The organism is Nocardia glycosmidis, from assembly GCF_052545115.1.
Map to the genome: position 1 here is coordinate 52,874 of NZ_JBQWRH010000001.1, position 19,234 is coordinate 72,107.

The 19,234-nt window shown below is 67.8% G+C and carries 16 protein-coding genes; 9 read left to right on the plus strand and 7 right to left on the minus strand.

Annotation, left to right across the window (positions count from 1 at the left end; all coding sequences use genetic code 11):
• Nucleotides 1-24: 24 nt before the first annotated feature.
• Nucleotides 25-1,272 (minus strand): alpha/beta hydrolase, encoded by a 1,248-nt coding sequence (locus ACT86A_RS00270; RefSeq protein WP_445089911.1) that lies wholly within the window; start codon nt 1,270-1,272, stop codon nt 25-27.
• A gap of 230 nt (nt 1,273-1,502) precedes the next feature.
• Here ACT86A_RS00270 and ACT86A_RS00275 point away from each other — a divergent pair, with 230 nt between their 5' ends.
• Entirely contained in the window at nt 1,503-1,991 is a 489-nt protein-coding gene (locus ACT86A_RS00275; RefSeq protein WP_445089912.1) for an Rv3235 family protein, read from the plus strand.
• Nucleotides 1,992-1,998: 7 nt separating this feature from the next.
• Here ACT86A_RS00275 and ACT86A_RS00280 read toward each other — a convergent pair whose 3' ends face one another.
• Nucleotides 1,999-2,775 carry a dioxygenase family protein gene (locus ACT86A_RS00280; RefSeq protein ID WP_445089913.1) on the minus strand — a complete coding sequence of 259 codons (777 nt, stop codon included), beginning with the start codon at nt 2,773-2,775 and terminating at the stop codon, nt 1,999-2,001.
• Between the two features lie 94 nt (nt 2,776-2,869).
• Between ACT86A_RS00280 and ACT86A_RS00285 the strand changes: the two genes are divergently transcribed.
• The gene (locus ACT86A_RS00285) at nt 2,870-3,319 is read left to right on the plus strand and encodes a MarR family winged helix-turn-helix transcriptional regulator (RefSeq protein ID WP_445089914.1); all 450 of its coding nucleotides are present in this window, start codon (nt 2,870-2,872) and stop codon (nt 3,317-3,319) included.
• 1 nt (nt 3,320) lies between these two features.
• On the opposite strand, the gene ACT86A_RS00290 is transcribed toward ACT86A_RS00285, so the two are convergent.
• From ACT86A_RS00290 to ACT86A_RS00300, 3 genes are all read right to left on the minus strand, one after another.
• Entirely contained in the window at nt 3,321-4,229 is a 909-nt protein-coding gene (locus ACT86A_RS00290) for a cutinase family protein (RefSeq protein WP_445089915.1), read from the minus strand.
• 369 nt (nt 4,230-4,598) lie between these two features.
• The gene (locus ACT86A_RS00295) at nt 4,599-7,172 is read right to left on the minus strand and encodes an MFS transporter (RefSeq protein WP_445089916.1); all 2,574 of its coding nucleotides are present in this window, start codon (nt 7,170-7,172) and stop codon (nt 4,599-4,601) included.
• A gap of 9 nt (nt 7,173-7,181) precedes the next feature.
• The gene (locus ACT86A_RS00300) at nt 7,182-7,679 is read right to left on the minus strand and encodes a MarR family winged helix-turn-helix transcriptional regulator (RefSeq protein ID WP_445089917.1); all 498 of its coding nucleotides are present in this window, start codon (nt 7,677-7,679) and stop codon (nt 7,182-7,184) included.
• Nucleotides 7,680-8,006: 327 nt separating this feature from the next.
• On the opposite strand from ACT86A_RS00300, the gene ACT86A_RS00305 reads away from it, so the two are divergent.
• Nucleotides 8,007-8,681 carry a DUF8176 domain-containing protein gene (locus tag ACT86A_RS00305; RefSeq protein ID WP_445089918.1) on the plus strand — a complete coding sequence of 225 codons (675 nt, stop codon included), beginning with the start codon at nt 8,007-8,009 and terminating at the stop codon, nt 8,679-8,681.
• A 77-nt stretch (nt 8,682-8,758) separates the two neighbouring features.
• Here the strand turns inward: ACT86A_RS00305 and ACT86A_RS00310 are convergent, their stop codons facing one another.
• Nucleotides 8,759-9,967 (minus strand): acyl-CoA dehydrogenase family protein, encoded by a 1,209-nt coding sequence (locus ACT86A_RS00310; protein WP_445089919.1) that lies wholly within the window; start codon nt 9,965-9,967, stop codon nt 8,759-8,761.
• 289 nt (nt 9,968-10,256) lie between these two features.
• Here ACT86A_RS00310 and ACT86A_RS00315 point away from each other — a divergent pair, with 289 nt between their 5' ends.
• The 3 genes from ACT86A_RS00315 to ACT86A_RS00325 all read left to right on the plus strand — a co-directional run bounded on the left by ACT86A_RS00315 (nt 10,257) and on the right by ACT86A_RS00325 (nt 13,435).
• On the plus strand, nt 10,257-11,852 hold the full coding sequence (locus tag ACT86A_RS00315) for a hypothetical protein (RefSeq protein ID WP_445089920.1): 1,596 nt from the start codon (nt 10,257-10,259) through the stop codon (nt 11,850-11,852).
• 238 nt (nt 11,853-12,090) lie between these two features.
• Complete coding sequence (locus ACT86A_RS00320) at nt 12,091-12,696, plus strand: ClpP family protease (RefSeq protein WP_445089921.1); 606 nt, start codon at nt 12,091-12,093, stop codon at nt 12,694-12,696.
• A 145-nt stretch (nt 12,697-12,841) separates the two neighbouring features.
• Nucleotides 12,842-13,435 (plus strand): ClpP family protease, encoded by a 594-nt coding sequence (locus tag ACT86A_RS00325; protein WP_445089922.1) that lies wholly within the window; start codon nt 12,842-12,844, stop codon nt 13,433-13,435.
• Here the strand turns inward: ACT86A_RS00325 and ACT86A_RS00330 are convergent, their stop codons facing one another.
• Nucleotides 13,436-13,747 (minus strand): helix-turn-helix domain-containing protein, encoded by a 312-nt coding sequence (locus tag ACT86A_RS00330; protein WP_445089923.1) that lies wholly within the window; start codon nt 13,745-13,747, stop codon nt 13,436-13,438. It lies immediately after the preceding gene.
• A gap of 378 nt (nt 13,748-14,125) precedes the next feature.
• Between ACT86A_RS00330 and ilvD the strand changes: the two genes are divergently transcribed.
• The 3 genes from ilvD to ACT86A_RS00345 all read left to right on the plus strand — a co-directional run bounded on the left by ilvD (nt 14,126) and on the right by ACT86A_RS00345 (nt 19,210).
• Nucleotides 14,126-15,832: a dihydroxy-acid dehydratase gene (gene ilvD, locus ACT86A_RS00335; RefSeq protein WP_445089924.1), complete on the plus strand. Its 1,707-nt coding sequence runs from the start codon at nt 14,126-14,128 to the stop codon at nt 15,830-15,832.
• A gap of 608 nt (nt 15,833-16,440) precedes the next feature.
• Nucleotides 16,441-17,622, plus strand: a complete 1,182-nt coding sequence (locus ACT86A_RS00340; protein WP_445089925.1) for an FAD-dependent oxidoreductase — start codon at nt 16,441-16,443, stop codon at nt 17,620-17,622.
• Nucleotides 17,603-19,210 (plus strand): FAD-binding oxidoreductase, encoded by a 1,608-nt coding sequence (locus tag ACT86A_RS00345; protein WP_445089926.1) that lies wholly within the window; start codon nt 17,603-17,605, stop codon nt 19,208-19,210. Before ACT86A_RS00340 ends, ACT86A_RS00345 begins: the two co-directional genes overlap by 20 nt.
• The last annotated feature ends 24 nt before the right edge of the window (nt 19,211-19,234 follow it).

The following is a 19,234-nucleotide window of genomic DNA, read 5'->3' on the forward strand; positions in this document are numbered from 1 at the left end:
TTCCCGCGGCCGGCGTGGCCGCGTTCAGGTCAGGTATTCCTCCAGCCAGGTGCGCGTGAGATGGCGGGTGACCTGCGCGCCCGTGTCGAGTTCGGTGGTGCCGAAGGCGTGGTCCAGGAACGGGAGCTCGACGTAGCGGTGCGCGATGCCCGCGGACTCGAGGGTGGCGGCATAGGCCGCGGTGTGCTCGGCGAGCACCAGGTGGTCGTCGGCTCCCTGGATCAGCAAGGTGGGTGGGGAGTCGGCGGTGACGTGCGGAGCGGAACTCGTCGCGGCGTAGCGGTCGGGATACTGCTCGGGCGTTCCGCCGAGATATTGGCGGGCCGTGTCGACGCCCACCGCGGTCTCGGTGCCCGACGCGGCGAGGTCGACCACCGGGTACAGCGCGATCGCCGCGCGCACTTTCGGCAGGTCCGCGGCGCTGCCGCAACTGGGCCGCAGGGTGCTCGCGTTGATCTTGTTCGCGACATTGAGGGCGAGGTTGCCACCCGCGGACTCGCCGAAGGTGGCGACCCGTCGCATGTCCCAGTGGTAGCGCTGCGCGTTCGCGGCGGCCCAGGTCAGCGCGCAGGCGACGTCGGCGTCCGCGGTGTCCCAGCGGTGGTCGGCGGCGCCGGAGAGGCGGTAGTCCACGTCGAGGACGGCGTATCCGTTGTCGGCCAGCCAGCTCGTGTAGGCGTCGGTGCCACGGCTGCCCCCGACGAACGCGCCGCCGTGGATACTCACGACCAGCGCAGCCGGCGCCGGTCCCGGTTCGGGCAGGTACAGATCCGCCTGAATCGGCTGCCCGTCGACGGTCGCGTAGGTGACGGTCTCCTCGGGCGCGTCGCCCACGGTGCTGAACGGGACGGCCGGGGCGAACGGAATCCAGACGCCCGCCTCGTCGTGCGCCGCGAGCGCCAGCATGGCGCTGGTCACACTGGACAGCACCAGGCCGACGACGGCGATGCCGGTCACCGCGCCCGCCGGCCGCCGTCCCCGTCCGTCCGAGCGAAACGCCGCCAGCCCGAGCCCGATCGCCACCACTGCCAGCACCATGTTCCACGAGCCCAGCGCGTCACGGACCGCGCCGAGTAAGAGCACGGCCGATTGGACGATCGCGTTGTGCAGCAGCGGCATCTCCCAGGAGACCGGCACGAGCGCGATCGCTTGGCCGAGCACGAGATAACCGGCGACCACTCCGGCGAACGCCAGGAGCGCGAGGCGGGCCAGGCGGCGCGGGGTCGCGGCCTTGTCCGGCACGGTCGCATCCGCTGCCTGCTCGTCGGTCATCCAGGGTCACCGCTTTCGGGTCGGGGTTTCCTCCCAACTTAGGTCGGTCTTCGGGCGCGCCGAATCCGGGTGGCGGCGCGTCGGGGCGAAATAGGTAGCCGACTACGCGCGATTTTCCGTGGCTCGTCCGCAGAATCGGTCGCCACAGGGTTTCGACACCAGGTTTCGAAGGGATTTGCATGGCCGGTTATCAGGATTGGTTGGCGTCTGCTCCAAATCCGGAGCCGCCCTTGGACAGTCGCCGACGCGCCGACGCGCAGGGTGCGGCGCGCGAACCGGCATCCACGCGGGCGCTGCCTTGCCGCACGCGGCCGCACGCCGTGTCCGGCCGGTCGAGTGCCGGGGTGCGCAGCGCGGTGCGGCGCAGTCATGCGGCGCCGAGGGAGGACGAAACCCGTTCGGCGGCACGCCGATTCGCCGAGTTGGCGGTGCGCATCGTCCTGGAGGTGCTCGATCGCAGGAGACCCGTGCCGCAGCTGGCCGTGGTCGCCGACGCCACCGTTGTCGCCGCGGTGCGCACGTTGCTCGACGCCCGTCTCGTGCCGGGACGCGGTCTCGGTGGCGCGGTGCCCATCCGGGTGAGTGTGGCCCTCGTGGACACCAGAACCGCCGAGGTGTTCGCCGCTTATGCCCGCGGCGGCCGCTGTTTCGCCTTGGCGGCACGCATCGTCCGGACCCGCTCGGCCGGCTGGCGGCTGACCGCGTTGCGCATCCGATGACGCGTGGTCAGCCCAGCTGGACCGATCGCCGAGCCATGCCGAACCAGTAGCCGTCGACGACGGTGCGCAGCGCACCGAGGTCGTCCTCGCCCGCGCCGAGTGTCACGAACAGCGGCGCGAAGTGCTCGGCGCGGGGATGGGCCAGGTGCGCCGCGGGCGCTTTGCGTTCGAAATCGAGGAGCGCGTCCAGGTCGTGGGCGGCCAGCGCCTCGCGGCCCCACGCGTCGAATTCGGCGCTGAAGGAGGGTACCTGCTCGTCGTCGGCCGTCATGCCGCGCAGGTTGTGGGTGAAGAAACCGCTGCCGACGATCAGCACGCCCTCCTCGCGCAGCGGTGCGAGCTTGCGGCCGATCCCCAGCAGCACCTGCGGGTCCAGCGTCGGCATGGACAGTTGCAACACCGGGACGTCGGCGTCCGGGTACATCTCCTTCAGCGGCACGTAGGCGCCGTGGTCGAGCCCGCGGTCCGGGACGTCTGCCACGCCGACGCCGGGTCCGCGCAGCAGGTTTCGCACCTTCTCGGCCAGCTCGGGCGCGCCCGGCGCGGGATACCGCACCTGGTAGTACCGGTCGGGGAAGCCCCAGAAGTCGTAGACCAGCGGCACCGTCTCGGTGGCGCCGAGCGCGATCGGCGCGGCCTCCCAGTGCGCGGAGACGATCAGGACCGCGCGGGGGCGCGGTAACGCGCGCGACCACGACGCCAGCTCGGCGGGCCAGCTCACGTGATCGGCCAGCGGCGGGGCGCCGTGCGAGAGATACAGCACCGGCATTCGTTCGTCGGTCATGGCGCTCCTTTTCGCTGGATCAGCCAAGTAGTTCAAATTTGAACTCAACTGTAGCCTCTTGTTCAAATTTGAACAAGAGGCTTAGGGTGGAGTCGTGGAGACCACCTGGCTGAATGTGCGCGAGATGCGGGTGTGGCACAGCTTCCTCGCGGCGGGCGCCCTGGTGGGCCGGGAGGTGGAACGGCAGCTCAAGCGCGAAGGGCTGTCGCACACGCAGTACGAGGTGCTGGTGCGGCTCGCGGACGCGCCCGAGGGCCGCCTGCGGATGACCGAACTCGCCGACGCGCTCTACGCCTCCAAGAGCGGTCTGACCTACCAGGTGACGCAGCTGGAGAAGGCCGGGCTGCTGGTACGCGAGACCTGCCCGACCGACGTGCGCGGGGTCATCGCCGTACTCACCGCCGCGGGCCGGGAAAGGTTGGCGCAGATCGCGCCGGGCCACGTCGCGACCGTTCGCCGCGTCCTCGTCGACGTGCTCAGCGCCGCCCAGCAGAGCGCCGTAGCGGAAGGTCTGGGCGAGGTCGCGCGGCGGCTCGCCCCGTGACTCAGGCCAGCGAGGCCAGCCAGTCGTGCATCCAGGACAGCGCGGTCGCTCCGCTGTCGACGCGATAGCTGCCGTAGACGGTGTGCGCCTGGGAGCGGTAGAACTCGTCCAGCAAGCGGGCCCGTTCCTGGTTCGCCGGCTCCGACAACTGGCTCTGCAACAAGGGGATTCCGCCGTTGGACATCAGATCGCCGACGATGGCGCCCATTTCCAGCTGGTAGCGCCAGAGGTTGGCGGGGTCGGGATGCGAGGTCTGGGCCAGGAAGCCCGCGAAGCGGGTCACGAAATCGTCCGAGGCCGTGGCGCAGTAGAGGTCGCCGACCGCGCAGATGGTGCGGGTCTGCGGGCTGACGAAACCGAACCCGCCGATCCTGGGACCGCCGGCCCCCGCACCGCCCACCGGCGGTCCGACCAACGCGTCGGTGGGGGAGCGGCGCGGATCGGAGATGAGTCCGACGGCCGCGATCCGGTACGGCGGCACGACGCCGAGGCCGGTGCCGATCTCGGCGGCGAGATCCCCTGCGGCGTCGGCTCCTTGGCTATAGCCGAGCAGCGCGATCTTCGTCGCGCCACATTCCCTGGCCATCGACGCGATCATCCCCCGCGCGTTGTCCACGGCCTCGCGCTTGGAGGCGCCGTAGACCTCGCTCTCCCACGGGAACGCCGTCGCGGCGTAGCCGACGTAGTCGACGCGCGCCGACGAGGGCAGCCCGTCGGTGACCCCCGCGAGCATTCCGGGTCCGGGCGGGCCGTCTTTCGGCCGGTCGGTGGTCTCCCAGGTTCCCGGGATCGCCACCACGTACAGGCTCGGGCACTCCGGTGCGGCGAGGGCCGGACCGCTGCCGGGACCGGCATAGGACAGCGCCATCGCCGCGATACCGATGGCAGCCGAGATCAACGTCGATCGCATCCGTTTCGCTCCTGGTAGTCCACGCGCCGCAGGCGCTACCCGGCAGGAATCGGCCTCCGCCGGTGCCGTGCGGTGGTCGAACCGGCCCCGTCGAAGGCAGCATTGAGACTCGGTGGTCTCAAAGTGCAGCCAGGATAGCGAGACTGTGGGAGCCGGTACAATCGACCCGCTAAGTGACCCACATCACAATAATTCGACGAAGCTCGGCACCCGGAAATTGCTCCCGCCGGGGCGGGCAGGACTGCGATGGCGTCTACCTCATCGAGCGATGATTGCCGTGGCGGCGCACTCGGTCCAGCGCAGCCGGACATCCCGAACGCGGAAGGGGCGGCCGCTCGGCAACGACCGCCCCCGCCAGCTGTGCGGGAGTCAGGACTCTGGCGAAACTGTCCCGCTCGCCTCGTCCTGGTCGACATAGCCGAGCCGCACGTCGTGCCCCACCTCTCCGCCGAACACCGTGACGTGGCTGGTCACCGGCGGATAGCCGCGCGCGACGATCGTGTAATCGCCCTCGGGGAGGTCGGTGACGACGTAGCGGCCGTCCGCGTCGGTCCGGGTCGTCGCGGTGCGGACACCTCCGGCGTCGAGCACGCTGATCTGGACGTCGGCGACCGACCGTCCCCCGTCCGATCGCGCCGTCCCGGTGAGGACGGCCATCGGGGCGAGCTCGATGTCGTGGTGCAGCGGCCCGTTGTCCGGCACCGTCAGCGTGGTCGCGCTCGGATGCATATGCTCGGCGATCGCCACCAGGGTGTAGATGCCGGGAACCACGCCGAGACACAGGTACGCGCCATCGGACGCCGCGGTGGTGGACCCGACTACCTCGCCGTCCGGGTCGGTCAGCGTGATGGTCGCGCCAGGCAGCGGCTCGCCGCGGGTGCGCGACCGGACCGTGCCCGAAACCTGCCCGGAACCGAGCAGCGTGATGTCGACCTGGTGGACTCGGTCCCCGACGGTGACATTGACCGCCGTTGGTTGATGCCCACCGGCCGACACGATCAGTACATAACTGCCCGCGTCGGGCGCTGCGATGACGTAACCGCCATCGCCGCCTCCGGTCGCCCGCCCGGCCTGACGTCCACGTTGGTCGATCAGAGTGAGTGCGGCGGAGGGCACCGGGCGGCCGTCTTCGCGGTGGACGTAGCCGCTGAGGGAGCGGCTTCCGGTCATCCCGTCGTCGGCCGCGTCGAAACTCGCGTGCAGCTCGAACCGGCGCGCGCCGTTGCCCGCCGGATCACCCGACGCATGCGTGCCCGCGACCCCGGCGAGCACCGGTTCCGGCTCCGACAGCACGCGCGCGGCACCCTCCCAGACCTGGTCGGCGTCCCACTGCGATTCGGCTTGCGCCGGCTCGCTCAGCGGCGCCGCCGCCGGGACCGGACTGTCCTGCAGGGGAATCTCTTTCATGAACATCAGCACCACGCAGGCCAGCAGGGCGACCGCGGCCGCCGCATAGAACACCCCGTGCATCGAGTCGGTGAACCCGGTGAGGATCGGTATCTTCAGCGCGTCGGGCAGGGCCGCGATACCGCTGGTGTTGGACTGCATACCGCTGAGCTGCTCGGGGCCGAACCCGGGCGGCAACTCGCCGCCGAACGCGTCGGTGATCCGGTGCGGCAGAAGGTTGAACAGGATCGTCAGGAACACCGCGACGCCGAGAGTGCCGCCCATCTGCCGGAAGAAGGTGGCCGCCGCGGTCGAAACGCCCATGTCCGAGCGGGGTCCGGCGTTCTGCGCGGCGATGATCAACGTCTGCATGCAGAATCCGAGCCCGAGGCCGATCACGCCGCCGTACACCAGGGGCTGCCACAGCGGGCTGTCGTAGTGCACCTGCGCGTACAGAATCGCGCCGACCGCGATGATGAACGTGCCGGTCACCGGCAGGAACTTGTAGCGACCCGTCCGCTTGGTGATCCGCCCGGCCGACTGCGAACCGACGGTGATGCCGAGCACCAGCGGCAGCATCAGCAATCCCGCCGTCGTCGGCGAGTAGCCGCGCACCACCTGGAGGTACTGCGGGACCATGGTGATCGCGCCGAACATCGCCACACCGACGATGAACCCGCCTGCGATGGTGACGCTGAAGGTCGAATTCTTGAACAGCCGCAACGGGATCAGCGCCGCGTCCCGCATCCGGAATTCGACCAGAACGAACAGCAGGAGCCCGACCGCGCCGATGCCGTAGCAGATCAGCGCCCGCTCCGACGACCATCCCCAATCGCGGCCCTGCTCGGCCACGATCAGCAGCGGCACGACGAAGATCGCCAGCGTCAGCGCGCCGAACCAGTCGATGCGGTGGTGTTGGCGCTGGTGCGGCGTGTTCAGCACCTTGGCCACCACGAGCAGGGCGACCACGCCCACCGGGACGTTCACCAGGAACACCCAGCGCCATCCTTCGATGCCCCCGAGTTCCTGGTAATCGGAGAAGAAGCCGCCCAGCACCGGCCCGAGCACGGTCGCGGTACCGAAGACCATCATGAAATAGCCCTGGTAGCGCACCCGTTCCCGCGCCGGGACGATGTCGCCGATGATGGTGAACGCCAGCGACATCAGGCCGCCCGCGCCGAGGCCCTGGAAGGCGCGGAACCCGGCGAGCTGGTACATCGACGTGGCGAAGGTGCAGGCCACCGAGCCGATGACGAACAATCCGATTGCCAGGAGATAGAACGGTTTGCGGCCGTAGATGTCGGCCAGTTTGCCGTACAGCGGTGTCGCGATCGTCGCGGTGATCAGGTATGCCGTTGTCGCCCAGGCCTGTTCGTCGAATCCGTGCAGGCTATTGGCGATTTTCACGATCGCGACGCTGACGATGTTCTGGTCTAGCGCGGCCAGAAACATGCCGAGCAACAGGCCGGACAGGATGGTGAGGATCTGCCGGTGGGACAGTGACGTGTCCGCGTCCGTGGCCAGGCTTGCGGGAGCCTGGGTGGTGGAGTTCGTCATGGATGAGCCCTATTTCGAATCGGCTGGCGGTCGGGGAGTTGTCTCTATTCCTGTGATGAGCCGGTCGAGCAGGTCGGTCAAGGTGGCCAGGTCCTGCGCAGGCCAGTCGGCCAGGATGTCGGCCAACCACCGATTGCGCAGTGCGCGGTTCTGCTCGAAGACACGCACGCCCTCCGCTGTGGCCGCCAGCACACACGCGCGGCCGTCGACGGGGTCGGCCCGGCGCTCCACCAGGCCGTGCGCCACGAGCGATCTGCTCTGTCTGCTGATGGTGGACGCCTCGGCATGGAGCAGCTCGGCGAGCCTGCCTGTGCGCTGTGGTCCGTCGTGGACCAGGCAGAACAGCACGGAGTAGGCCAGGCGTTCCAGTCCCTCCGGGCCGGGCTTCGTCACATGCGGCTTCGCCCGGTTGACCGCTCGGATGAACCGGACCAGCTGCTTGCCGAGCTCGTCGGCAGCCGCGAGGTCGGTCGCCGTGGCGATCCGCTCACGAGCGGTTGCGGACATAACTCACCTCGATGCTTCCATCAACAGATTATTTAGCGAGAACAATTAGTTGCTTCTGGCAACGATACATCCCGGCTCGCGCGGGTTGCGACGCGGGCCATTTCGCGGTGGTGGCGCTGCTGTCGCAAGTCCGGCTCGCACCGCACCAGCCGCTTGTCTGGCGATCGGCGGCGCATTCGGGTGCCCGGCCTCGAGTTCGGCTTTGTCTGTTGATCATTCGACCGACAGAATCCACTGAAATATGCAATGTTGTTACTGCGCAACGTCATTGAGAGGGAATCCCACGGTGGCTGAGAAGGCACCGGTAAAAGGGGGTGCGGCGAGATCATGTCGTCGAACACGTCCGAGCCCGGCGGTCGGCCGGTCCGCCCCGGCCGGACCCGACCCGAGCGGGTGCCCACGTGGCCCGGGATGATCGCGCCGCAGCGTTCGTCGCACCGCGCTGGACCTGAGGGGCGCCGGGCACCCCGCAACCGGCGCCGAGCGCGGCGCGGACCACGCCGCGCCTGGCTGGTCGGCGGCGCTGCGATGGTGGCCGCACTCGCCGCCGCGGCGCTGGTACTGGCGTACACGGACGCGGCGTCCGCGCCCCGGCAATCGGCTACCGTCGCCGACCCGGTGCTCGGCGGCGGCCCGGGCTGTGAGCCGATCCGTGGTGATCAGTTGGTGCGCGGCAACGGCACCGGTTCCGCCGACTCGGGACCGGACGTGATCCTGGCCTTTCAGCACGCGTATTACGTGGCCCGCTCGGGAGCCGTCGCCCGATCGTCGACCGCCCCGGACGCCGCCGTGCCACCTGTGGCCGTGATCGACGCCGGGATCGCTTCGGTCCCCGTGGGAACCACGCATTGCGTCATGATCACCGCTATGCTCGACGGCCGCTACGACGTGGTCATCACCGAACTGCGACCCGACTCGGCCAACCGCACCTACCGCCAATTCGTCACCGTGGCCACCAGCGCAGGCAGATCCAGCATCGTCAAGATCGCGGCACCGAACTGAGTCACGCCGAACTCGGGGCGGCGTGCGTTGCCGCCACATCGAAGGCCTCGGCGCAGCGGGTGGTGGCCGATGGCGCTTTACCGGTCGGTGGCGTATTTGCGCAGCTCCTGACGGGCGATTACCGCGAGGTGCACCTCGTCGGGACCGTCGGCGAAGCGCAGCGACCGAATGCCCGCGAACGCGCGTGCCAACGGAAAGTCATCGGAAAGCCCGGCGCCGCCGTGCAATTGAATAGCCATGTCGAGCACGTCCTGGGTCATCCTCGGCACGACCGCCTTGATCTGGGAGACCTCGCTCCGCGCGCCGGCCGGTCCCTTCGTATCCAGCAGCCAGGCAGTGTGCAAGACGAGCAGCCTGGCCTGGTCGATCGCGACCCGTGCGTTGGCGATGCGCTCCCGATTTCCGCCGAGATCGGCCAGCGGCTTGCCGAACGCGGTGCGCGAGAGGCTGCGCCGACAAGCCAGTTCGAGCGCGCGCTCGGCGAGGCCGAGGGCGCGCATGCAGTGATGGACGCGACCGGGGCCGAGGCGGCTCTGCGCGATCTCGAAACCCCGGCCCGGCCCCGCGATCACGGCCTCCATGGGGAGCCGCACCTCGGTGAAGGTGACCTCGCCGTGCCCGTAGGGTTCGTCCAGGTAACCGAAGGTGCTGAGCATGCGCTCGACCCGCACGCCGGGCGAACCGAGCGGGACCAGCACCATCGAGTGCCGTTGATAGGGGTGCGCCGCCGGGTCGGTGAGCCCCATGAAGATGACGAACTTGCAGTTCGGATGACCGATACCGGTGCTCCACCATTTGCGGCCATTGAGCACGACCTCGTCGCCGTCCAGCACGGCGGTCGCGGCCATGTTGGTCGCGTCGGAGGATGCGACCTCGGGTTCGGTCATGCAGAACGCCGAGCGAATCGTGCCCGCCAGCAGTGGCCGCAGCCACTCCTGGCGCTGCTGCGCGCTGCCGTAATGCAGCAGTACCTCGGCGTTGCCGGTGTCGGGTGCGTTGCAGTTGAAGACCTCCGGAGCCCAGCTGCAGCCGCCCATCGCCTCGGCCATCGGCGCGTAGTCGACGTTGGTCAGGCCCGCGCCGAGTTCCGGATCGGGCAGAAAGAGGTTCCACAGTCCCGCGGCACGCGCCTTCTGCTTGAGTTCTTCGACCACCGGTGCGACCGCCCACGGCGATTCCCGCAGGAAGGCGGCGTGCTCGCGGTCGCGCGGCTCGATCTCCTCGCGGACGAATTGTCGCACTCGGTCGGTAAGGCGGGCGGCTCGGTCGGAATGTGTGAAGTCCATACCCATCCTCTTGTGCTGAGCATGCGCAGCTTCCGGTCAGGTCATTGCTAGCAGAGTGTTGAGCATTGCTCAATAGCGGGGGCCGGATGAGCGCCACACGGTAGAGCTGTCCATGGTCCGGCGCTCGATCAGATGCGGGGAGTGTGTTGTCGGCGGCACGTCGAAAGAGTTTTACGAGATGGCAAATGTACCGGTTTCGCTGGCAGCGCTGCATCGACTATGAATGGGGTGTGCCGTTGCCATACGTGATCACTTGTCTGCCATCGAGTCTCCCGCGCGGGGAGCGCTGATGGTCATCGAACATCCCATCGAGGACGAGGTTACACAGCTGGCGAGGCGGGTCGAGAAGGCCCGTGGACGGCTCGCCTATCAGTTCGATCCCGCGCTGACCGAGGCGCTGTCGGAGGACGAACTGCATGCCGAACGTGAACTCGCCGAACGGATTCGCACTCAGGAACGCGGACAACGCTGGAAAGAAGCGCAGGCTGCTGCCGCCGCCTCCGACCGGGCGAGGCAGACCACCGAAGCGATCGAGAAGGCCGACATGCGAGATCTCCTGCTCGCCCGCAAGGCGATTGCCGCGCAACGGCGCGAATCCAGCCCGCACGCGAAGCTGGCCTCGCTCTATCGGCACAGATCCTGGTCGCTGCGCGCGCTGGCCGGTGTCGTGGCGGCGGGCATGCTGTGGTCGGCGGTCAACGTCCAGCACAACATCGCGCCCGGCGGGGCGACCGATCCGCTGTACTGGTTCAGCTACCTGCTCGAGGGCATGATCAGCGTCTGCCTGATCATCATCATGATCGGCACCAACAAGGTGGCCGAATGGGGTGTCGTCGACAACCGTCGCGAGGTCGCGTTCGCCGAAATCGCGCTGCTGGCACTGACGGTCAGTCTCAACACCTATCCGTACTTGCGCGCCGGCGCGTGGTACGACGCCGCGGTACACGCCATCGCGCCCGTGATGATCGGCGTCGCGCTGCTGATCCATGATGCCGCCAGCGCGCGCTACGGTCTGGCTATCGCCAGAGCGACCGAGCAGGTTCGCGACCTCCCGGACCCAGCCGAGCAGATTCGGCTCACACTGCCCAGATACCGGATGCCGGTTCCGCCGGAGGCGATTACGTCCGGCGTGCCGCGCAATCAGCCGGCTCTCGACGAGCATCCGCCGGCGCCCGCACCGGTCGAGGTGGTCGAGCAGCGGATACTGGAGCCGGTCGCGGAAATCGATGGCGCAGCCGAACCTCCCGCAGAGCGTCCCGCTGCGGCGACGGCCGAGTCGAAGCTCGCACCGGCCGAAACGTCCCGGAAGCCGCTGTCGCCCGAGTCCACCGACGCATTCGACGCACTCGACAAGATGGCGGCCGTCGAGCCGCGTCCCATCGCGTTGATGCAGGTCAAGGACTTCGGCGTCGCGGTGGCCGCCCCAAGCGGTGCCCTCTCGGCCGACAGCGCGAAATCTGCCGCGGCCGCCGAGGCTATCGAGCCGATCGCGGTTGCGCCGGCTAAGTCCGACCACCAGCCGCCGCCGGGGGTGCTCGCCGACGAACCCGCCGCAGCGAAGGTGGTCGTCCGCCAGGTTCCGACGCCGCCCCCGGTGTCCGACACCGAAGCCCCGACCGCCGCACTTCCCGAGATCGCGGCGACCCGACGCCCGCTTGCCGATACCACGAGCGAGACCGCTGCGCCGACGGCCGAGAACAGCAAGGACAGTGCCGCGTCCGACTCCGCGCAGCCGCCGACGGTCCGCCCACCCGACATCTACGACACCGGTTCGTTCCGCGTCGCCGACATCCTCGAGCAGGAACTCGCCGAACTGCAGGCCGAACGCCGCCGCGCTCGCACCAACCGGCAGCGGTCCGCCTCGACCGTGGGACGAGAATCCTGACGATTCGCTTTCCGTGGCAGCAATGCCCGTCGGCGCACCCGGCCGACGGGCATTGCTTTGCCGCCGGGCCGACCCACCGAGCCCTTGCCGCGTCCGGCTCGCGGTGGTGCGCTTTCCGGGGTCGATGACCAAAGGTAGCCGCCCCTCAGGGCGGGCGTTCGCGGCTCGCTGCTGAGAGCAGATCTGCCGAGGGCAGCGGGGCGCTGGTTTCCCCGGAATCCTCGGGCACGGTGGAGGCATGGCTCACGATGACAAGACGCCGATGTTCAGCTGGCGGGCCCGGGAGCAACTGCTCAGCCGCCGCATACTGGTGCTGGATGGCCCACTCGATGATGACAACGGGACGTTGCTGATGACGCAACTGCTGACCCTCGCCGCGGAGGATCAGCAGGCGGGCATCTCACTGTGGATTCATTCCCCGGGCGGGTCGGTTCCGGCAATGCTCGCCATCCGCGATGTGATGCGCCTGGTACCGTGCGAAGTCTCGACTCTTGCCCTCGGGTTGGCTTGCAGCGCAGGGCAATTCCTCCTGTCGTCGGGAAGCCGAGGCCGGCGCTTCGCGTTGCCCCATGCCCGGGTGCTGATGCATCAGGGTTCGGCGGGAATCGGTGGCACCGCCGTCGACATCGAAGTCCAGGCCGACGATCTGCGCTACACCGTGGACACCGTGCTCGGCGTCATCGCGGCGGACACCGGGCAGCCGTTCGACCGGATCTACGAGGACTCGCTACACGACCGCTGGTTTACCGCGCAGCAAGCCAAGGAGTACGGCTTCATCGACCACATCGTCGACTCCTTCGGACAGATCGTTCCCCACCGCCAACGGATCGGTATCTCGGCATGAGCGGTCAGGCCCGGAGGCGGCAGCGCAGTGTGACCACGCAGGGCCCCGCTCATGCCGATGGACGACACAGCATGAGCGGTCAGGCCCGGAGGCGGCAGCGCAGTGTGACCACGCAGGGCCCCGCTCATACCGGAAGGGACACAGCATGAGCACCTACACCATCCCCAATGTGATCGCGCAGCATCCGCGTGGCGGTGAGCGGATCACCGACATCTATTCCCACCTGCTCGCCGAGCGGATCGTCTACCTCGGCACGCCGATCGACTCGGGCGTGGCCAACGCGCTCATCGCACAACTGCTGCACCTGGAATCGGAGAGCCCGGAGCTGGAGGTCAACCTGTACATCAACTGCGAGGGCGGCGACCTCTCCTCGATGCTCGCCGTGTACGACACCATGCAGCACATCAAGTCACCGGTGCAGACCACGTGTGTGGGACAGGCCATCGCGGTCGGCGCCGTCTTGCTGGCGGGCGGCGAGCCCGGCCGCCGCGCCATCCTGCCGCATGCGAGGGTGGTATTGCACCAACCCGCCGCGCGCGGCCAGGGTGCGATACCCGACCTGATCCTGCAGGCCGACGAGCTGGTGCGGATGCGCGCGGAGATCGAGGCGATCCTGGCGCGGCACACCGGGCAATCCGTGCAGCGGCTGCGCCACGACACCGACCGCGACCGGGTCTTCACCGCGCAGTCGGCGGTCGACTACGGTCTCGTCGACCAGGTGCTGGGTGCCGGCGACTGATCAAGCGGCCGGCGCCAGGAGCGTCGGCCCGGTGGTGGAACGCGGCCCCGGCCGGAGGATGGCGCTGCGGCGCTGGGCGCGAAGATCATCCGCTACCTGTTCGATGAGTGCGCCCAGCGTAATGCCGAGCGATCCCGCCAGAGCCGCGATCATCTCGCTGGACGGCTCTTTGCGACCCCGCTCCACCTCGGACAGGTACTGCGGGGAGATGCCCGCCCGCTCGGCGGTTTCCACCAGCGTCTCGCGCCGATCCCGGCGAAGCGTGCGCAACTGTTCGCCGAGCGCCTCGCGCCAGAGGGGTTCCGGAGCCATCCGCGGTTCCGGGTCCCGCCGCGGGGCTTCGCGTCCGCCCGGAATCGAGTGAAGTCTCGGATGCTCGATCATGTTGTGAGCGTACGGTCCAGGCCTCCTCGTCTGCCGCCATTATGCTCAGGGCGTACGAGATAGCGGCCCGTTGAAAACCACGTCGGGCCAAGGTCTTCAGCGGCGAACACGGGGTCAACCGGGTAGCGGCCGTACATCCCGTCGAGTACTCCGACAGGATGTACGGCCGCTACTTACGGCCCGAGGTGCAGTAGCTACTTCGGCGCGAGGGCCGGCCTGCAGCCCGCACGGACTGTCCTGATCGTGCTGATGTGATTCGGCGTGGTCGCTGCCGTTCGCCCGCCCGACCGAGGATGATGGGCAACCGTGCCCGAGAAGCTGAAGGTGTCCGACCTCAAGCCGCGCAGCCGCGACGTCACCGATGGCCTGGAGAAGACCGCCGCGCGCGGGATGCTGCGCGCGGTTGGTATGGGGGACGAGGATTGGGAGAAGCCGCAGATCGGGGTGGCGTCGTCATGGAACGAGATCACCCCGTGCAATCTCTCGCTGGATCGGCTCGCCCGCGGGTGCAAGGACGGTGTGTTCGCCGGTGGTGGATTTCCCATGCAGTTCGGCACCATCTCGGTGTCGGACGGGATCTCCATGGGACATGAGGGGATGCACTTCTCCCTGGTCTCGCGCGAGGTGATCGCCGACAGCGTCGAGACGGTGATGCAGGCCGAGCGGCTGGACGGCGCGGTGCTGCTGGCCGGCTGTGACAAATCGCTGCCCGGGATGCTCATGGCGGCGGCCAGGCTGAACCTGGCGAGCGTATTCCTGTACGCGGGCTCGATCCTGCCCGGAATCGCGAAACTGTCCGACGGCAGCGAGCGCGAAGTGACGATCATCGACGCGTTCGAGGCGGTCGGCGCCTGCGCGCGCGGGCTGATGAGCCGAGACGATGTCGATGCCATCGAGCGAGCCATCTGTCCGGGGGAGGGGGCCTGCGGCGGGATGTATACCGCTAACACCATGGCCAGTGCGGCCGAGGCGCTCGGCATGTCGCTGCCGGGCAGTGCGGCGCCGCCCGCGACCGACCGCCGCCGCGACGGCTACGCCCGGCGCAGCGGCGCGGCGGTGGTGGAATTGATCAGGAAGGGGATCACCCCGTCCGACATCCTCAGCAAACCCGCCTTCGAGAATGCGATCGCGGTCGTGATGGCATTCGGCGGTTCCACCAATGCCGTGCTGCATCTCCTGGCGATCGCGCACGAGGCGAACGTCGACTTGACGCTGGATGATTTCGCTCGGATCGGTCGCCGGGTGCCGCACCTGGCCGACGTCAAACCCTTCGGCAGGCATGTGATGACCGACGTCGATCGCATCGGCGGCGTGCCGGTGCTGATGAAGACGTTGCTCGGCGCCGGGTTGCTGCACGGCGACTGCCTGACCGTGACGGGGCGGACGGTCGCGGAGAATCTGGCCGAGATCACTCCGCCGGACCCGGACGGCAAGGTGATCCGGGCGATGGCGTCGCCGATGCATCCGACCGGCGGCATCACCATTCTGTCTGGTTCGCTCGCGCCCGATGGGGCCGTGGTCAAGTCGGCTGGTTTCGAATCCGACGTCTTCGCCGGCACCGCACGGGTTTTCGACGGTGAGCGGCCCGCGATGGACGCGCTCGAGGATGGCACGATCTCGGCGGGAGATGTGGTGGTCATCCGGTACGAGGGCCCGAAGGGCGGTCCCGGTATGCGCGAGATGCTGGCTATCACCGCGGCCATCAAGGGTGCCGGCCTGGGCAAGGACGTCCTGCTGCTCACCGACGGACGTTTCTCCGGCGGTACCACCGGCCTGTGCGTCGGGCATGTCGCCCCCGAAGCCGTCGACGCCGGCCCGATCGCCTTCGTGCGCGACGGCGACCCCATCCGCCTCGACGTCGCCGCGGGAACCTTGGATCTGCTGATCGACGCCGACGAACTCGCCGGCCGACAGGAGGGTTGGAAACCCTTGCCGCCCCGCTACACCCGGGGTGTGCTGGCGAAATACACCAAACTGGTGGGCTCGGCGTCGAGCGGGGCGGTCTGCGACTGAGGGAATCTTTGCCGCGAAATCGGCGAGCCGTTCCCGGCAGTTGTCGCGTACCTGCGCGAAACCCGAGAACAGCGCGCGCACTTGGCGTCAGCGGGAAGTCCCGGTGGCTTCGGCCGGGTAACCTGTGCGGCCGGCAAGGCGGCGGGTCCCGAGAACTCCTCGATTGCTTCGGGAGTGAGCAAGCCGAGTTCGATCGCTATCTCGGTGGCGAAAGGATTGTGCAAAGGAAGCTCCTCCCGTAACCGGGTCCGATATGGTGCGATCCAGACGATCGCAATGACACCATTAGACGGACGTCAAAGGTGGTTGACGGGAGTTTCGGTGGATGTCGGTGCCGGCGCTGGTCGAGACAACCCCTTGTTGCGGCAGAGGGGATTTCCTCGGCGGGGCGTATTCGCGGCGTGCCCGGCGGGTCCGGAGACTCTTGCGTTCATGGCCCACGCGCGAATCGGCTTCGGTCCGGTGTCCACCGCGCATGCGGCCGCGACTGACGCGGGCGATGGTCACATACGCAGTCGACTAGTCAACTCTTGACGACTGGAGTTAGGTCACATATCTTCGGGATACTGGATACAGATCCCTTTTGGGTGGATCGTGAAGTCACGGAGATGGTCTTGAGCGTTCAGCAGCATGCGGTCGTAGTTGGCGCTGGCATCGCAGGCCTGGGAACTGCGGTGGGATTGCGCCGCGCGGGTTGGCGGGTGACGGTGCTCGAGCGCACGACGGAAATCGCCCCGGTCGGCGCCGGCATCAGCATGTACCCGAACGCTATTCGCGCTCTCCGAGCGCTCGGTCTCGATTCTCAGCTCGATGCCCTGCCGAAGTTGAACTTGGGTCATGGGATTCGCACGCCGAAAGGGCGGTGGCTGACCCGGGTAGACGGTCCCACTGTCGAAAAGCTTTGGGGCGGAGAAATTGTCGGGCTCCATCGCGCCGACTTGCATGCGCTGTTGCGCTCTGCGCTGCCCGCGGATTCGATTCGACTCGGCGTACCGGTCACATCGGCGCAGAAAGGTCCGGACGGGCGCTGGGTCGTTCGCGGTCCGGATGCGGTGGAGGTCGATGACGCGGACGTAGTCGTCGCCGGAGATGGCATCGAGAGCCGACTCCGCGCACAGTATTGGCCGGATCTGCCTCGCGCCGCCTACACCGGTTCGACGGCTTGGCGCGGTATCGCGCCCATGCAGCCGAAGCAGGAACTCTATGGCGTTCAGACTTTCGGTCCAGGAGCGGAATTCGGTCTTCTACCGCTCACCAATGGCGATGTCTACTGGTACGCTTCGGCGGCGACGCCGCCCGGCGTGCGGCATGCTGACGAGCGGGCCGCCGTGCTCGCACGATACGCGGACTGGCACGCGCCGATCCCGAGGTTGATCGAGTCCAGTGACGTGGTCATGCATCACGACATCTTCGCGCTGCCGACTGTGCCATCGAGCCTGGTCCACGAGCGCGTAGTCCTGGTGGGCGACGCGGGACACGGGATGACGCCGCACCTGGGACAAGGCGGCTGTACGGCACTCGAGGACGCGGCGGTGCTTGCTGCCGAACTCGGTCGGACCCCAGACGACATACCGGCGGCACTCGCTCGCTATGACCTGCAACGTCAGCCCCGGGTGAGTGAGCTGGCGCGAATCGCGGAAGGGATCCGGCAGGCGAGCCATGAGGCGGGCCGCCTCGCCGCATTCATGCGGAATCTTTCGATGCCTTTCAGTTCGCCTGCTCGCGTCTACCAGGTATCGACGGACGCGGCCGACTGGCAGCCACCGTCCATTGCCGAAGTACGAATCTGATCACCAGACAATTGTATTCGCTCCTTTGATCTCGCATACCCATCGCGAGGCAGGGGCCAAAGGAGCAGAAAGGAACATCCGACCTATGTCCGAATCGTTTTTTGCAGCTGTTCGTGCGGCTCTTGGTGAGGAGGCGGTGGATACGTCGCCGGAGGTGTTGGGGGTGTATGGGTCGAATCGGTTGCCGGGTGGGGATCGTGTGCCTGGGGGTGTGGTTTTTCCGGGGTCGACGGGGGATGTTCAGGTGGTGGTGCGGTTGGCGAATGAGCATGGTGTGTCGTTGTGGCCGACGAGTACGGGACAGAATTTGGGGATGGGGGAGTTGTCGCCGGTGCGTGGGGGGCAGGTGGTGCTGCATTTGGGGAAGCGGATGAATCGGGTGTTGGCGGTGGATGAGAGGTTGGGGTATGCGGTGATCGAGCCGGGGGTGACGTTTCGGCAGTTGCGGGAGGAGTTGGCTGGGCGGGGGGATGTGTTGATGTTGAGTGGGACGTCGGGTCCGCCGGATGGTGGGGTGTTGGGGAATGCGTTGGATCGGGGTGCGGGGTATACGCCGTATTTCGATCATTTCGGGATGTTGTGTGGGATGGAGGTGGTGTTGCCGGATGGGGAGGTGTTCTGTCCGGGTGATGGGTCGTTGGGTGGGTCGGGGATGCGGTTTCTGAACAAGTCGGGGTTCGGGCCGTTGCTGGATGGGTTGTTCTCGCAGTCGAATTTCGGGGTCGTGACGCAGGCGGCGATTTGGTTGATGCCGCGGCCGGCGGCGATTCGGTCGTTCGCGTTCACGTTCCCGGAGGATGGGGATCTGGCGGAGATCATCGAGTTGGTGCGGCCGTTGAAGTTGTCGAATGCGGTGCCGACGTTGATGAAGGTCACCAGTGATCTGTACGGGGTGGGGACGCTGGAGTCGTATCCGTATGAGCGGACGGGTGGGTTGACGCCGTTGCCGGATGAGGTGCGCCGGGAGTTGCGGGATAAGCATGGGGTGGGGGCGTGGACGGTGTCGGGTGCGTTGTATGGTCCGAGTTTCGAGGCGCTGGATGCGGGGATCGAGCGGATCCGGGCGCATTTCGAGGCGTCGGGGCGGGCTCGTTATATCGCGCATGAGGAGATCGAGAAGTCGCCTGTTCTGCGGATTCATCTGGATACGTTCAGTGGTGAGCCGACGGAGTCGGAGTTGGGTTTGCTGGATTGGCGTGCGGGTGGGGCGACGTGGTTCTTGCCGGCGACTCCGATGGTGGGGGAGGCTGCCGCGGTGCAGCAGGAGGTGTCGCGGCGGGTGTTGGCGGAGTACGGGTTCGATTACATGGTGGAGTTCGTGTGTGGTCCGCGTGCGGCGCGGGGTTTGCACATCATCATGTTCGATCGGGGTGATGCGGATGAGTGTCGGCGGATGGCGGAGTGTTATGCCGCGTTGGTGGCGGCTTATGACGCGATCGGGGTGCCGATCGGGCGTACGCCGACGGATTGGCAGGAGCGGGCGGGTGAGCGTTTGCCGGAGTTCGGTCGGTTGACCTCGGCGATCAAGCAGGCTATCGATCCCAACGGGGTGATCGCCCCCGGCAAATACGGAATCGTCGGAGCGTGAACCGGCTTCGGTCCGTCGAAAATA

Excerpts from the sequence above, each read along its gene's own strand:
- ACT86A_RS00330 (WP_445089923.1), bottom strand. The coding sequence starts at position 13,747 with ATGGCTCCGGAACCCCTCTGGCGCGAGGCGCTCGGCGAACAGTTGCGC.
- ACT86A_RS00295 (WP_445089916.1), bottom strand. The coding sequence starts at position 7,172 with ATGACGAACTCCACCACCCAGGCTCCCGCAAGCCTGGCCACGGACGCG.
- ACT86A_RS00320 (WP_445089921.1), top strand. The coding sequence starts at position 12,091 with ATGGCTCACGATGACAAGACGCCGATGTTCAGCTGGCGGGCCCGGGAG.
- ACT86A_RS00310 (WP_445089919.1), bottom strand. The coding sequence starts at position 9,967 with ATGGACTTCACACATTCCGACCGAGCCGCCCGCCTTACCGACCGAGTG.
- ACT86A_RS00270 (WP_445089911.1), bottom strand. The coding sequence starts at position 1,272 with ATGACCGACGAGCAGGCAGCGGATGCGACCGTGCCGGACAAGGCCGCG.
- ACT86A_RS00315 (WP_445089920.1), top strand. The coding sequence starts at position 10,257 with ATGGTCATCGAACATCCCATCGAGGACGAGGTTACACAGCTGGCGAGG.
- ACT86A_RS00300 (WP_445089917.1), bottom strand. The coding sequence starts at position 7,679 with ATGTCCGCAACCGCTCGTGAGCGGATCGCCACGGCGACCGACCTCGCG.
- ACT86A_RS00340 (WP_445089925.1), top strand. The coding sequence starts at position 16,441 with ATGGTCTTGAGCGTTCAGCAGCATGCGGTCGTAGTTGGCGCTGGCATC.
- ACT86A_RS00325 (WP_445089922.1), top strand. The coding sequence starts at position 12,842 with ATGAGCACCTACACCATCCCCAATGTGATCGCGCAGCATCCGCGTGGC.
- ACT86A_RS00290 (WP_445089915.1), bottom strand. The coding sequence starts at position 4,229 with ATGCGATCGACGTTGATCTCGGCTGCCATCGGTATCGCGGCGATGGCG.
- ACT86A_RS00280 (WP_445089913.1), bottom strand. The coding sequence starts at position 2,775 with ATGACCGACGAACGAATGCCGGTGCTGTATCTCTCGCACGGCGCCCCG.
- ACT86A_RS00305 (WP_445089918.1), top strand. The coding sequence starts at position 8,007 with ATGTCGTCGAACACGTCCGAGCCCGGCGGTCGGCCGGTCCGCCCCGGC.